The sequence below is a fragment of the Puniceicoccaceae bacterium genome, assembly GCA_040224245.1.
Classification (GTDB): domain Bacteria; phylum Verrucomicrobiota; class Verrucomicrobiia; order Opitutales; family JAFGAQ01; genus JAKSBQ01.
Map to the genome: position 1 here is coordinate 1 of JBEGIR010000068.1, position 14092 is coordinate 14092.

General features: G+C 53.4%; 11 protein-coding genes and 1 tRNA gene. 7 read left to right on the plus strand and 5 right to left on the minus strand.

Annotation, left to right across the window (positions count from 1 at the left end):
- Positions 1–138: 138 nt before the first annotated feature.
- Positions 139–1011, minus strand: coding sequence for a DUF5655 domain-containing protein (locus ABQ298_10900; protein ID MEQ9824882.1), 873 nt, complete (start codon positions 1009–1011; stop codon positions 139–141).
- A gap of 1561 nt (positions 1012–2572) precedes the next feature.
- Here ABQ298_10900 and ABQ298_10905 point away from each other — a divergent pair.
- The gene (locus ABQ298_10905) at positions 2573–2806 is read left to right on the plus strand and encodes a hypothetical protein (GenBank protein MEQ9824883.1); all 234 of its coding nucleotides are present in this window, start codon (positions 2573–2575) and stop codon (positions 2804–2806) included.
- 314 nt (positions 2807–3120) lie between these two features.
- Positions 3121–3663 (plus strand): hypothetical protein, encoded by a 543-nt coding sequence (locus ABQ298_10910; GenBank protein MEQ9824884.1) that lies wholly within the window; start codon positions 3121–3123, stop codon positions 3661–3663.
- 199 nt (positions 3664–3862) lie between these two features.
- Here the strand turns inward: ABQ298_10910 and ABQ298_10915 are convergent.
- Positions 3863–3939: transfer RNA gene (locus ABQ298_10915), tRNA-Val, on the minus strand.
- A gap of 187 nt (positions 3940–4126) precedes the next feature.
- Between ABQ298_10915 and ABQ298_10920 the strand changes: the two genes are divergently transcribed.
- The 3 genes from ABQ298_10920 to ABQ298_10930 are packed head-to-tail and all read left to right on the plus strand — an operon-like array spanning position 4127 to position 7369.
- Positions 4127–4705 (plus strand): hypothetical protein, encoded by a 579-nt coding sequence (locus ABQ298_10920; GenBank protein ID MEQ9824885.1) that lies wholly within the window; start codon positions 4127–4129, stop codon positions 4703–4705.
- A gap of 42 nt (positions 4706–4747) precedes the next feature.
- Positions 4748–6805, plus strand: coding sequence for an ATP-dependent DNA helicase (locus tag ABQ298_10925; GenBank protein ID MEQ9824886.1), 2058 nt, complete (start codon positions 4748–4750; stop codon positions 6803–6805).
- A gap of 36 nt (positions 6806–6841) precedes the next feature.
- Positions 6842–7369 (plus strand): GNAT family N-acetyltransferase, encoded by a 528-nt coding sequence (locus ABQ298_10930; GenBank protein ID MEQ9824887.1) that lies wholly within the window; start codon positions 6842–6844, stop codon positions 7367–7369.
- Here ABQ298_10930 and ABQ298_10935 read toward each other — a convergent pair.
- The 3 genes from ABQ298_10935 to ABQ298_10945 all read right to left on the minus strand — a co-directional run bounded on the left by ABQ298_10935 (position 7359) and on the right by ABQ298_10945 (position 9747).
- A complete protein-coding gene (locus ABQ298_10935; GenBank protein MEQ9824888.1) occupies positions 7359–7829 on the minus strand; it encodes a TspO/MBR family protein in 471 nt (156 codons plus the stop codon). The two genes, ABQ298_10930 and ABQ298_10935, sit on opposite strands and share 11 nt — an antisense overlap.
- Before the next feature lie 87 nt (positions 7830–7916).
- On the minus strand, positions 7917–8744 hold the full coding sequence (locus ABQ298_10940) for a MipA/OmpV family protein (GenBank protein ID MEQ9824889.1): 828 nt from the start codon (positions 8742–8744) through the stop codon (positions 7917–7919).
- A 34-nt stretch (positions 8745–8778) separates the two neighbouring features.
- A complete protein-coding gene (locus ABQ298_10945; GenBank protein MEQ9824890.1) occupies positions 8779–9747 on the minus strand; it encodes a Gfo/Idh/MocA family oxidoreductase in 969 nt (322 codons plus the stop codon).
- 399 nt (positions 9748–10146) lie between these two features.
- Here ABQ298_10945 and nusA point away from each other — a divergent pair, with 399 nt between their 5' ends.
- Together nusA and infB are read left to right on the plus strand one after the other, a co-directional pair.
- Positions 10147–11400, plus strand: a complete 1254-nt coding sequence (gene nusA, locus ABQ298_10950) for a transcription termination factor NusA (GenBank protein ID MEQ9824891.1) — start codon at positions 10147–10149, stop codon at positions 11398–11400.
- An 89-nt stretch (positions 11401–11489) separates the two neighbouring features.
- Complete coding sequence (gene infB, locus ABQ298_10955) at positions 11490–14033, plus strand: translation initiation factor IF-2 (GenBank protein ID MEQ9824892.1); 2544 nt, start codon at positions 11490–11492, stop codon at positions 14031–14033.
- The last annotated feature ends 59 nt before the right edge of the window (positions 14034–14092 follow it).

A 14092-nucleotide genomic window follows, 5' to 3' on the forward strand; every position in this document is an offset into this window, starting at 1 on the left:
TCCCATCGAGCACACATACCGCTACTTTGCGGTCACTGAGATCCAATCCAATTGTATAGGTTGATGTTTTCATAAAGGCGTTCTAACGGACTCATCGCTTCATTGCGATTTGTCTTTGCGCCTTCTCATTCCTACTTGTTAGCCGGTGTTCCTTTGCTCGAACGCCTTCTTAAGTAGGTCAGCAATCAAATCCTTGTGGTCATCCACATCTTTTTTGCTAAGTTTTATTCGATAGGCACCCCATCGTTTATCGTATTCAAGGATGTCCAAATTTGAGTCTGTGAGTGCCTTATCTAGTTCTTCGGTTTGTGGGTGCCGGATGTCTATGTTCAGGGCACTTTTCCGGGGGCGAAGAACTGAAAAATTCATCGACCTTCCATCTATAGTAAAGCCGATGTAGTGCTTGTTGTAGTTCAGTTGCGCCGAAGGCGCAAAAGTTTTGGCTACTTCACAAACCTTATCGGCCATCGCAACTGTCTGCTTCGTCCCACGCTTCGTCTCCCAGTAATTTCTGTCAGTCGGTTCGGCAGTTTCTTCATCTTCGTCCAAGTATCCTAATCGAACAGTGTCGAGAACCTTGGTGAACTGAAGACCAATGCCGTCGGCTGTCTCAATCGCTGTTACCTGAATCGCCATCAATGGTATGAACCCGTTGAATAGGCTGATTACATTCAGAAATCGGCTTGTAATATCCTCCGCAATGATGACTCCCACATGGTCATACTGTGGATATTTTCTCTTTTCTATATCCCAGTATTCTACTGTCCGAATGATATGAGACTCATCTGTTGCTCCGAGTTGAATTTCAACTTCGTAACGCCCGTGGCCTTCCTCGTCTTGCAAAAGAAGATCTAAGCGCCCCAATCCACGGTGGATTCGTTCCTTATCTTTCACGACAACATCGCCAAGTCCTAAGATAGACGGATCGTCAGCTATTACGTCCTGCAGCCACTTTTCATTCAGGGTTGGGTGGCCTTTCAGGCTTATGGTTTTGAGCTTAATGTGCTGCATGAATTTTTTTGGCTAACAGTATTTATATGCGTCTTTTACGACGCAATAGCAGGGAGGTAAAATTAGAGGTCAAGGTGTAGAGGCTCACAATGGATGCAGTTTGATGGGTTTTTCAAAGCGTGTAAAACTAAAAACGAAGTGTTTGATGGAACGTTACTTAGGAAATGGGCTGCCGCGTTGGATTCGGTGGTGGCGGTTGCGATTTCGAAAGAGTAAACCTCAAAACAGCGCTTTGCATGTTCCTGGAAATCCGTCTTTTGAACCGTGCAACCAAGCGGAATGACGCATAACACCGATGAGGAAACCCTGGAATCGGAGTGAATTTACCCAGATTCAGGACGGATTTCCGGGTGGGTCGGAGCGATCCCGAACGCCCGAGTTGGGTGATTCTTGGAAGCTGAGTCCTGCTCCCCATGCGGCGATTTGCAGAAACGGTGAACAAGCGAGCAATAAAAGGTTGACCCCGAGACCTGGAGTCCTTTCGGTGTTATGCGTCCTCCCTCCTTCCTATGTCTTCACCTGAGAAATCCGTTTTACAGTCGCGTTGGGATGGGGATGGATCAGGAAAATGTCGAACGAGCGGAGTTTCGAGTGTTCAGGGATCGATCTTTTTACAGTTTTCACTGCGGAATATTCTGGGGTGTTCTTGAACCGGTTGCTGAAAAAGGTGGAACCGATGAGGTTTTCGAGTGTCCAGGGGTCGAAATTTTTCCAAATTCCGCTACGGAAGAAAAGAGATTCTTTTTGAACCTGCTACACGGAGAGACGACGTGTATCCTGCTCCGGCGAAGCCGGATCAAGAGAGTCCGTAGGACGAACGGTGTTAGCTTGGGTGGTTATAGGTTATAGGCGATAGGTTATGGGTCTCTCGTCCTGATCAAAAGTTGACACCTTGTGGTTAGTAAATGTCTGGGTATGGTGCTTTCAATATCGGTCTTGCCTGGCAAGGCTGACGCGCTGCTGAGGATGGAACATCGTTCAGCTGAGCTTCACTGGATGGACTGGCGGTGCCAGCCCAACAGGATGCGCTGCGCGCAGCAGGTTTTTGTGGGTGATTTTTGAAACTGTTGCTGGGAAAGGTGGAACCGTTGAGGTATTCGAGTGTCCAGGAGTCGAAATTTTTCCAAATTCCGCTACGGGGACCAGATGCTTTTGGAGGGCGTGCGGGTTCGAGCGGCGGCTCCCGGCGAGCGGGAGCCCTACGCAAGATAGGGAAATCGCCATGAGAGAAGGTTCGACGAGTAAAGTGTTGGGTTGGGTCTGATACGAATTCTTGTTAAAAGCACTGATCATCAATCACGTTTCCGTAGGACTCGCGTTCACCGCGATGCCACATCTTGTGAGGTAACTGAGGTCTCCGGCTAGCGAAGACCCTACGTTTTTGAACCAGAACCAGTGTAACAGCGATATGTGTGCCATAGGACTTGTAGGTTGGCATTCACCAGCCGACGTTAGAATTCAGTGGTTTAAGCCATAAATGGCATGATAAGAGGAGATGACTGCCTTCAGAAAATTCCGGGGGAACACCACCCAAAATTAAGCCGATTCCCAGGAGGTAAGCATGATCTTGGTGGATACCTCCGTCTGGATTGATTTTCTCAGATCAGGCAATGGATTTCTTCAAGAACTACTGGAAGAAGGAGAAGTTGCAACCCACCCACTGGTTGTGGGAGAGTTACAGGTGGGAAATATCTCCAACCGAAAACTGTTTTTATCACTCTTGCAGAATCTACCTTTGATCGGTGAAGCCACGCACCAGGAAGTCATCCACTTCATCGAAACGAACAAAATTTAGGGGAAAGGTGTCGGGTATTTCGATACCCACATTCTTTGCTCATCGCTGATTTCAAACATCCCGCTTTGGACACTGATAAACAATTAGCCAGACTTGCCAAAGAAATGAGAATCACCCCCTGAGCGGCAGCGGAGGTGATAACGAAAGTTTTTCAAATGCTCCTTTCATACAGGCCAGCCTGCAACACTCACCGAAAACCTCGAACCCCAAAACTCTCTGAACAGTCACCACAACCGCCACCCTGCGGCTTAGTTCAACCCAAGGTACTGGCAACATTGCTTCGCGCCACGCCATAGCCACAATATTGGTAGAAAATGATCGCTGAACCTGATTATCTACGATCTGTGCTTGAGAGCTTCGACGGAAAAACGGTCATGCCTCTTCAGGCAGTGGCAGAACATTCGGAATTCAGCTTGGAGAGTCTTGACACCTTGTTGTCCTTTATCGAGAACGAGGACGTCCATTTTCAGATTGGTGCTTCATGGATTATTTTATATGCCACAGAGATCCATGCACTGATCGGAAAAGAAGCAAAAAAGAGGATTTTTGAGATCCTTTCATGGGACACAAACTGGCAAATCGCACTGCATTTTCTTCAGTTGTTTCCTTTCTTGAAAATCGAGTCAGATGAAGCATCGGAGATTTTACCCGTACTTACGAAACTAACGGAACATAAGCGGCCATTTGTGCGCGCCTGGGCCTACAACGCCCTATACATCGCCGCTGCGGAGAACCCCCAACTACGCCCTTTAATCACTGAACGATTGAATCTTGCGTTAACCCGTGAAAATGCCTCTGTTCGGGCACGCATCCGAAATGCCGTCAGCAAGTCACAATGGTTCAAACTAACCGAATAAAACCATGATCACGACAGTCAACTTCGCTAACTGAAGGGCTTTTCAGATTGATTTCCCTCTGATTCCAGAGGTCACGGAGTATCTCCAAGGATTGAAAACAGAAGGTGAACGAACCACGGTTCAAACCCTGGGCTTGTGGGCGATCCGGGCACAAAAAAACCTCCGCTGCGGCGCGAAGGTTTGAACATCGTCGAAAGGATGGTGGGCGCCACAGGATTCGAACCTGTGACCCCCTCGGTGTAAACGAGGTGCTCTAACCAACTGAGCTAGGCGCCCATCCGTTCGTAAACGAAAAACTGGATAGTGTTCGAAGCAGATTCAAAATCAAGCCCATATTTCAGGAAAATGTGTAAATTTCGCAATTCGGCTTAACCACTGCGTTCAGGGGTTGTCATTGTGGAAAAATCCGATTTTGCTCGAACTTCACTTTCCCGTTTGGGAATGATGATGCCTCTCAATTCCCATGTCACTCAATCGCAAATATGCCTGGATCTTCAGACCCCTGACACCGTGTCTGGCTCTGCTGGCATCCATCTGCGCCGCACAGGAGGACGCCATTTTCACCTATCATCAGGACTTCCGCTTTCTACTGGACCGGGGGCAGCAACTCTTTGAAATTCCACGCAAGGTCGATGGCATCACCCCGACCCTGCACCTTGAGGTTGAGATCTTCGCTGCGGCTGACATTCGTGCCTCTGCGGAGCTGCTCTACACTTCCACCAGCATGTTGCTGCAACAGCATGCAACCCTGGTTGATGTGTTTACCGAAACCCGCTATTTCAAGGAAGATCACATCCGTCCGGCAATTGAAATGTTGCTCAGCAATAACCGGAGCGTCGCCGAAAAATGCGAACGTTACCTCGGTGTAGTACGTCGTCCGGAACTGTTTCAGCAAATCCTCAACCTGAAAGAAGTCACGGAGTCCATCGAAACAAATCTCGGAAAGTATCGTGCCAAAGCGTCCGACAAAACCACCCTGCCTGAGCCGAAGTCGCCCCAACCCCAATCAAAGGCAACACCGCCTCCGCCTGCGCAGCCCTAGGGCCGGCGATGCACTCCTGTTGAACCTCCGTGATTTTCCATCTTGATTGGATTTGCCGACAGCTCCGGAAATCATCCGGCCCTTCGACTCCTGAAGCTTGTGGAATCCACCTTTGAACAGGGCGGGTGGCTACAGCAGCAGTTGCAGATGGAGTTTCGCCCCCAGCAAACAGAGATGGCGGTTCGTGTCGCCCAAGCCATGGGTTCCGACAGTTCCCTGCTCTTTGAGGCGGGAACCGGAGTTGGCAAGAGCCTGGCGTATCTCATTCCCGGTATTGCTTACGCCGTGCACAACCAGCGTCAACTGGTCGTATCCTCCCACACCATTTCCCTGCAGGAACAAATCCTTGAGAAGGACCTCGAAACCTGTCGCACACTCTTTCGCAAGACACCCGAACTCAGCCACCTTGCGAATTTTAAGGCGAGTCTGCTCATCGGAAAGAGCCATTACCTCTGCCCGGGACGCCTCTCGCGCGCCATCCGCGACCAGGAGAGCCTGCTGCAGCCCCAGGATTCGGCTGAACTTGCACGCATCGCAGCCTGGGCGGAGCACACCCGTACCGGATTGGTTCAGGAACTGCAACCTCAGCCAAAACCCGAGGTATGGGACTGGGTCAATGCAGACTCGAGCCAGTGCAATCGCCGCAACTGCAACCATGAGACATGCCACTACCAAAAGGCGCGTAAACAAATGGAAGAGGCGGATGTGCTCATCGTAAACCATGCGCTGCTCTTTGCCCTGCTCGCTGCGGGCATGTCTCCCAGTGGCGATACCAGGGGTGTCCTGCGGGCCGATGATTTTCTCGTGCTCGACGAAGCCCACACCGTGCCCGATATCGCAACCGACCACTTCGGACTCTCACTCAGCAACGTGGGGCTGATGCGCCTGCTCCACCAGCTGTTCAATTCCAAAAGCGGCAAGGGGTTGCTCAAAAAATATCCAAACGAAGCCCATTTTGCTGCGGTATTTGAGGCGGAAAACGCCTGTGTCGAATTCTTCAACCACATTCGATACCAACTCCTTCATAAGCGCCCGGTGGTAAGGCTTCAAAAACCACTCTGGACGGAAGATCTGTTGAGCGGGCCGCTGCAACACATCGCAGAGATGCTCGGCGGCATTGCCCAGAAAGAAACTGACGAGCAGGCGGAAAAGGAGATCATGGACTATCGGCGCAGGGTGTTGAGCTACAAAGAATCCATCGGCTCTGCCATCGCTCTGTCCGAACCCGATCAGGTTTACTGGATCGAAACCACTGGTAAGAAACGAAACAATACGAGCCTTCGGTCCGCACCCATTGATGTAGCGCCCTACCTTCGCGATAATCTGCTGCGCCGGGGAGTGAGCTGCACCTTCACCAGTGCCACCCTTCAGGATGCAGAGGGCATGGAGCGCTTTGCCTCCCGCTGCGGCGCAAGTGGAACTGACCATCACGCCGTCACCTCACCCTTCGATTATGCCCGCCAGATGCGCATCAACATCGCCTCGGACTGCCCGCCGCTCAATCCAGAGCACCGGACGATGGAACAAAAATTTCTGGTCGATACGATTGCATTCTGCACCTCCCGCGTGAAGGGGGGCACGCTGGCACTGTTCACCAGCTACAAGGAGATGAATCTGGTGGCCAACACCATTGCACCCGACATCCAAAAGCAGGGACGTCGCCTCTATGTCCAGGGAGAAGGGCTTTCGCGCAGCCAACTCGTCAATGCCATGAAGAAGGAGGGCAACGCCGTACTCTTTGGGACGGACAGCTTCTGGACCGGAGTCGACATCCCGGGTCCTGCGCTCTCTCAGGTCATCATCGTGAGACTGCCATTTGAAAATCCGTCCGACCCGGTGATTGCCGCACGAAGCGAAGCCTGCATCGAACGTGGGGAACATCCCTTTGCAGCGATCACACTGCCTGCTGCCCAAATCAAGTTCCGCCAAGGCATCGGGCGATTGATTCGCAATCAAAGCGATCAGGGCGTGCTCACCCTTCTCGACTCGCGCGTCCTCAGAAAGTCCTACGGCAAGGCATTTCTGGCAATGCTTCCGCATCAGAACTATGCCACCTTTACCCAGTTCAACCGACTCACGAATTTTCGCATGTTTTCCTGATTTGCACGCAGGTTCAGAATTCCGGCGAACCCGAACATGCAATCAGCACCCCGTTTTTTCACCATGCCAGATCCCATCACCATCACCCCGGTAGACTACCACAACCCACAGCACGCTGATCAGCTGCTGCAGGCCTTGGAACAGTATGCACTCGACCCCATGGGAGGCGGAAGTCCCCTGAGCGAACAAGTGAGGCAACACCTTGCACCCTCCCTCGCGGCCCTTCCCCACGCCTTCAGCCTGCTGCTCCATGTCGACGGCGTTCTGGCCGGACTTGCCAACTGTTTCGAAGGGTTCTCAACCTTTGCCTGCCAGAAGCTGGTCAACATTCACGACTTTGTGATCCTGCCCGATTTTCGGGGTCGAGGCCTCGCCCATCATCTCCTGGCAGCCATCGAATCAGAGGCAAAGCGACGTCAGTGTTGCAAACTCACACTTGAAGTGCTCGAGGGAAATCCGGTTGCACGACACACCTATGCACGTTTTGGCTTTCAGCCCTACGCCCTCGATCCAGCAGCAGGTCATGCGCTTTTCATGGCAAAGGCGATAGAGACTAGCGATTGAGCCAGAAGATGGAAGCATTGAGCACGGTGGCATAACAAAGCCACAACCCATACGGTAACATCAGCAGTGAAGCGATCGTCGAACGCAGCCAGAACGCATAGACACAGATTCCGACCAGCACACAGAGCGGCACAATCACGATCAGACCCAGCAACGGAGACTGGAGTCCAAAAAACGCGGGTGACCACATTGCGTTGAGCGTGAGCTGCATCCAGTACCAAGTCATCGTTCGGCTGTACCAGGGTGAAGTGGAATTTCGCCAGACCAGATACGATGCCACCCCCATGAACACATAGAGCACGGTCCAAACCGGACCAAACACCCATGAAGGTGGATTGAAGATCGGTTTCTCGAGTGTTGCGTACCAACTCCCATCACCGGAGAGCGTTACCGATGCTCCGATGAGCGACGCCAACTGCGGTGCCAACATCGCGGTGAGTAATCTGCGCAGACTTTTCATGGAGAGTGCAATGAATCCACCATGTCAAAAACACCATGGCGATTTTGAAATACCCAACTGAAAGAGGCGACTCGTCCGGAATGCCCCCTAAAAACGTCTCACAACAAAGGCACCTCCGAAAAAACGATCATCCGCTTCCATGAGGGGACTGTCCGCAACATCTGCAATGAATTTCCCATAATTGGCAAGAAACAAGATCGACCAATCCTTCGACAAGGAGTGCACGATCAAGGTCGACACACCCACTTCCCGCATTCCCGAATCCAGCTCATACACTGGATTTCCGGAGCGAAGCGACTGTTCGGGTGTGACTCCGAAATAAGTCTGCAGGTAGTCTTCACTTCCGTAGGTCGCATTGAGCGATACCCGGACCAGGGTCTTCCACTGCCGAATGAAATGGGATTTCCCCAGGGAGGCCTGTAATTCATAGCCACTGTGCTCACCTGTTACGGCCTGCCGCAGATCCAACCCCACCGTTGCAGCTCCGACATCAAACTCAACTCCCAATCGCAGCAGACCACTGAAATCGACGTCACCCATGCCCGTGAGCCGGTCACCGTCTTCCTCATCCCTACCAAAATCAAAGCCGATGCCCACGCCATACCGCAAGCCACCCTCGGTTTCAGACTCATAACCAATCCCCCGATAGGGACTGAGGTAGAATGACTCCTTGTACTTGAGATCAAAGTAGGGAATGGGCCAAACGTCGTAGCTTGCGCTGCCTTCGTATTTCGGCTTCACCATGACCCCACCCCCATACTGCCCGGACCAGTCCACCGTTGAAGCGGACTCCGCGCCGGGTCGACCCTGCTGGGCATGCGACGACAAGAGCAGCATACACGAACCGAGCGCGACGGCGGCCCACCGGGTGCAATGACGCACCGAAAGAATCGATGTTGTTGAAAAGGATTTCATAATTGCAGGGAAACAATGCTGAAATCCCGCAAAGTCAAAGAGAGGCGCGCAACCGGTCGAGCACATCCAGATTGGCCAGGCTTTCCGCATGGGGAACCACTTGTTTTTCGCCCTTGAGCATTGCTTGATTGAAGGCCTCAACCAGCAATGCGTAGTGGTCACAATCCTCAATAACGACCACCTCACGCTCATCACCTTTGATGATTTCAATCTCGAATGACTCACCCGGCCAGGCAATCATGCCCCCTCGCCCAATGCGCAGCATGCCGTCGGTCCCATAGACCGTGTACCGACAATCAAACGCCGTTGTCATGCTGCAGGCAAACGTCGCAAACACCTGCTCCGGAAACTCGAGGCATCCCACAAAGGTTTCATCCACCCCGGATTCCGACCCGATGTGAGCCAATGCCTTGACCTGCGTTGGCTCGCATCCGGCAATGAGTCGTGCGATTCCCACACAATAACACCCCAGGTCGAGCACAGCACCGCCTCCCAGTTCGGGACGATAGCGAATATCAGAGCGCGGCAACGCCACATGAAAGGTTGCTTCGATGCTGCGCAGCTGCCCAATCGCTCCGCTCTGCACCAGTTCCCGCACCCGCTGATTGCGAGGATGAAACAGATACATATAGGCCTCGGAAATCAGAAGTCCTGCTGCGTCAAACGCCCGAAACACAGTCTCAGCATCCTCCCGGTTCACGCAAAGCGGCTTTTCACACAGCATCGGTTTTCCAGCCGCCGCACTTTTCAGGCACCACTCCTTGTGCATGCCTGTGGGCAGTGGACAATAGATGGCATCCACATCCGGACACGCAAGCAACGCTTCATAACTGCCAAACGCCTGGGGAATGTCCAGCTTTCGGGCGAACTCAGTCGCCTTTGCCAAATCACGGCTCGCGACCGCCACCACTTCGCCAGTTGCTGATTTGCGAATCGCAGGAATCAGGCGATTTTCTCCAATTTGGGCAGTACTCATGATGCCCCATCGAATCTTTTTGCTCATAAAGTAGTTTGGATTTGAGGATAGTATTGTGATCGAACCCGCCTGCGCCCGGCAGCTGCAGGTGGAAAGAGTCCGGGATGCGCACGCTACGACGAAGCGACCCACAAACGCAAGCAACCAGCTGTGCTTTCAACAGAATAGTGGAACCATGGCAGTATGCAATTGAAGCGATCGGCAGAACGCCTCACATTCGATGCTCGACACCGAGCCGGGAAGACGGGAGATCGGGTGAGGAAAACGTCGCAAGCCCCATTGGCAGCTCAACTGCACTGCGCTGCATTCCGCTTTGGAATGCGATCTTGACAACACCTCGAGGCGCAATTACTTTCTTGTTTTTCACAAATCTTTCTAAACACGGAAAGTGGGTTCGCGCCCGCTTTTTTTTATTTCTGAAGCAATATGAGTAGCGAAATTTTATCAGTCCTTGAATACATGGAAAAGGAGAAAGGGATCGATCGGAATGACATGATTTCCGCGATTACCGCAGCCATCAAAAACGCTGCTCAAAAGGGTCTGCACGCTGGTCAGGAACTTCGTGTGGAGATCAACGCCCGCACCGGGGCACTCAGCGCATGGTCCCTGCTCGACGTGGTAGACTCCGTCAGTGACTCCGAACGTGAAATCCACATCAGCAAGGCACGTGAAATCAACGCTTCAGCCGAGATTGGGGACACCATTGAAAAACCGCTCGACCCCGCATACCTGGGACGCATTGCCGCACAAACGGCGCGTCAGGCGATCGTTCAGCGCATCCGCCAGTTCGAAAAGGAAAAGATTTTTGACGACTACAAAGACCAGGTTGGCAACATTGTTTCCGGAATCGTGCGTCGCAAGGACCGGGACAATCTGATCATTGATCTCGGCAAGGCGGAGGCATTGCTGCCCTACCGCGAGCGCATTCCCGGTGAAGACTATGCACCCGGCGAGCGCATTCGCTGCCTGTTGCTGCGCATTGAAAACACCAATCGCGGCCCGGAACTCATCCTCAGTCGTTCTTCCGTTCGTTTCATTCGCTGCCTGCTCGACCTCGAGGTCACGGAAATCGCCGACGGTACCGTCACGATCGAAGGCATCGCTCGCGAACCCGGCTACCGCACCAAGATTTCGGTGGATAGCAAGGATCCCAAAGTGGATCCGGTCGGTGCCTGTGTCGGCGCACGCGGAGCACGTGTCAAAAGCGTTGTGCGCGAACTCAACGGAGAAAAAATCGATATCATCCGCTACTATGCCGATCCGCGACGCATGCTGGAAGAAGCCCTCAAGCCGGCCATCCCGCGAAACATGGAAGTCGATGAGGACAAACGGCGAATCTACTTTGAAGTCACCGAAGGAGACCTGTCCGTGACCATCGGACGCCGTGGACTCAACGCCAAGCTGACTTCACGCCTGATTGGATGGAAACTGGATATCGGCAAGGAAGAAAAGCGCGACCTCGGATTTGAAGAATTGAAGCAAAAGGCAATTTCCGGAATCAACCAGATCCCGGGAATCGAAGAAGAACTTGCCATGCGTCTGGTCGAAATCGGAATCAACTCTCCTGCCGCCTTCGAGGGGGTCAATGCCGGGGACTTGGTGGATTCCGGATTCACCGAAGACGAAGCCGCACGCATTCTCGAAAAAGTCAAAGCCTTCAACAACGGATCCGCGGCCTGAGCCTCGACTTTCCTGTTGAAACTTCAATAAAGAACCAACAGATTAGCCCAAACACCTAGAGCAAAAAGCACCCAAAGCACCTTTCATATATGAGTATTCGCGTCCACGAGCTGGCAAAAAAAATCGGCAGAGACAACAAGGAAACCTTGGAAATCCTCAAGAAGTACAACATCGAGGCCAAGAGCGTTTCCGCTTCGGTTGATAACATCACTGCTGGTGCCATTGTGGAAGAATATGCCGCAAGCGCCGAAGAGGCATCGGCCCAGGAAAATGAGGCAAACACCGAAGAAGCCGCACCGGCCAAACCCACTCTGCCGCCAGGGGTATTTGTGAAGTCCGCCGCACAGGTGGAAAAGGAGCACAAGGAACGTGAAGCAGCCAAGCGCGCGCCTGTCACCCCCGCTCCCAAAGCTTCTGCACCCGCCCGTACCGCTGCGCCGGTTACTCCGCCTCAACCTGGACGGGCAGCACCTGTCCCGCCAACACCCAAATCGGCACCCGCTCCTAAGGCGGCACCCACGCCCGCACCTGCTGCCAAAGCACCTGTGTCGGCTCCCAACCCGGGCGTTCGCCCGGCGCCAGCGCCCACAGGCAGTAGTAGTGCACCGGCACCTGCCGCAAAAGCACCGGCACCCGCTGCACCCATTGCTACGAAAACACCAGCGCCCACTCCTGCACCGACACCTGCTCCTGCACCATCCGCAGCAGCACCCAAGGCAGCACCCAGCGTTGCCGGCGCGGCACCTCGCCCGACTTCAGCACCCGCTGCACGTCCCGCAGAAACCAAGGCTCCCGCAAATCGGGAAGCCAGCGAAGGCAAGGGAGAAAAGCGTAAGCTGCAGATCAAGCCTCCCATTGTGGTCAAGGACTTTGCCGCCCGTCTGGGCATGAAACCTTTCCGTCTGATCTCAGAACTGATGGAGATGGGGATTTTCTCCTCGATGAATCAAACCATCGAGGAAGAAGTTGCCGCGAAACTTGCGGACTTACATGGATTTGAACTCGATGTGCGCCATCGCGGCGAGGGAACCGTCACCAAGGAATCCCGCAACCTGCAAAAGAAGCCGCAGAAGGTTAAGGATGATCCGGCCTCTCTTGAGGAACGCCCGCCCGTCGTGTGCATCATGGGACACGTCGACCATGGCAAAACCACACTGCTCGATGCGATTCGCAAGGCAGATGTCGTCAGTGGCGAACACGGAGGAATCACTCAGCATGTTGCGGCCTACCAGATCGAACACTCCGGCAAGAAGATCACTTTTCTCGATACTCCGGGCCACGCCGCATTTTCCGGCATCCGCGAACGCGGTGCCAACGTCACCGACATTGTCATCATCGTGGTGGCAGCGGATGACGGTTTCATGCCGCAAACCGACGAAGCACTCAAATTTGCAAAACGCTCGCAGGCATCCATCATGGTCGCGATCAACAAAATCGACGCAAAGGGTGCCAACATTGACCGAGTGAAGCAGCAGATGCAGGAACGCGGCATCGCCCCTGAAGACTGGGGAGGCGAGACCATCTGTGTCGGCGTCTCCGCGTTGAAAGGAGAAAACATCGACCAGCTGTTGGAGATGATCCTGCTTCAATCCGAAGTCGAGGAACTCAAGGCCAACCCCAAGGCCAATGCAGAGGGCGTGATCGTTGAATCTCAGATGGAACAGGGCCGTGGACCCACGGCAACTGTCATTGTGGATCGCGGAACACTCAAACCCGGAGACTCTTTGGTGTGTGGCACTGCCTATTGCAAGGCCCGTGCCCTGCTTGATGAATATGGCAAGAACGTGAAGGTCGCCCCACCCTCCACACCGGTGAAAATCATCGGCTGGTCGGAAACCCCACGCTGTGGTGAACGCTTCGAAAAGGTCAAAAATGATCGCGAGGCCAAGCGCATTGCTGAAGAGAATCTCATTGCCCAGAAAAAAACAGAGTCTGAACTTGCGGCAGAAGCTGCCGCATCAGCGAAAAACTCTGGTGAGACGGGGCTTGACGCACTTTTTGCCGCTATCAACGAAACCCAGAAGAAGGTGCTCTCCGTCATCGTCAAAGCAGACGTGGGCGGTTCGGTGGAAGCCATTCGCTCCAGCCTCGGACAGATCAAGAGCGACAAGGTTTCCCTGAAGATCATCTCCGCCGAAATCGGACCCATCACGAAAAATGATGTGACACGTGCAAGCACCGCAGGGGCGACTCTGCTCGCATTCAACGTGGGCCTCGAGAATGGTGTGCGCAGCCAGGCCAAGCACGAAGAGGTCGAGATCTACCAGAGCAGCATCATCTACGAACTCATCGACACGACCACCGACCTCATGGCGGATCTGCTCGATCCTGAGATCAAACAGATCCACGTCGGCACGGCAGAAGTTCGCGCAACCTTCTCTGTCGGACGGGGTGTTGTCGCGGGCTGCATGGTGCTTGATGGCAAAATCATGCGCGACAAGCATGCACGCCTGATGCGGGATGGTGAAGTCGTCTACGAACGCAAGATCGATACCTTGCGCCGTTTCAAGGACGATGTTGCCGAGGTTCGCACCGGATTTGAATGTGGTATTCGCCTGCTCGACTTTGATGGCTACCAGGAGGGAGACAAGATCGAGTGCTACGATATTGAAAAGATCAAACCTTCGCTCTGAGCAGCGCAGGTTTGGTCCTACCGAAAACAGGAGCTTCACCCGGCACTACACCGCTGAGT

Bases quoted from the DNA above. Each gene is read 5' to 3' on its own strand.
- ABQ298_10900 (MEQ9824882.1), bottom strand. From the start codon at position 1,011: ATGCAGCACATTAAGCTCAAAACCATAAGCCTGAAAGGCCACCCAACC.
- ABQ298_10905 (MEQ9824883.1), top strand. From the start codon at position 2,573: ATGATCTTGGTGGATACCTCCGTCTGGATTGATTTTCTCAGATCAGGC.
- ABQ298_10910 (MEQ9824884.1), top strand. From the start codon at position 3,121: ATGATCGCTGAACCTGATTATCTACGATCTGTGCTTGAGAGCTTCGAC.
- ABQ298_10920 (MEQ9824885.1), top strand. From the start codon at position 4,127: ATGTCACTCAATCGCAAATATGCCTGGATCTTCAGACCCCTGACACCG.
- ABQ298_10930 (MEQ9824887.1), top strand. From the start codon at position 6,842: ATGCAATCAGCACCCCGTTTTTTCACCATGCCAGATCCCATCACCATC.
- ABQ298_10935 (MEQ9824888.1), bottom strand. From the start codon at position 7,829: ATGAAAAGTCTGCGCAGATTACTCACCGCGATGTTGGCACCGCAGTTG.
- ABQ298_10940 (MEQ9824889.1), bottom strand. From the start codon at position 8,744: ATGAAATCCTTTTCAACAACATCGATTCTTTCGGTGCGTCATTGCACC.
- ABQ298_10945 (MEQ9824890.1), bottom strand. From the start codon at position 9,747: ATGAGCAAAAAGATTCGATGGGGCATCATGAGTACTGCCCAAATTGGA.
- nusA (MEQ9824891.1), top strand. From the start codon at position 10,147: ATGAGTAGCGAAATTTTATCAGTCCTTGAATACATGGAAAAGGAGAAA.
- infB (MEQ9824892.1), top strand. From the start codon at position 11,490: ATGAGTATTCGCGTCCACGAGCTGGCAAAAAAAATCGGCAGAGACAAC.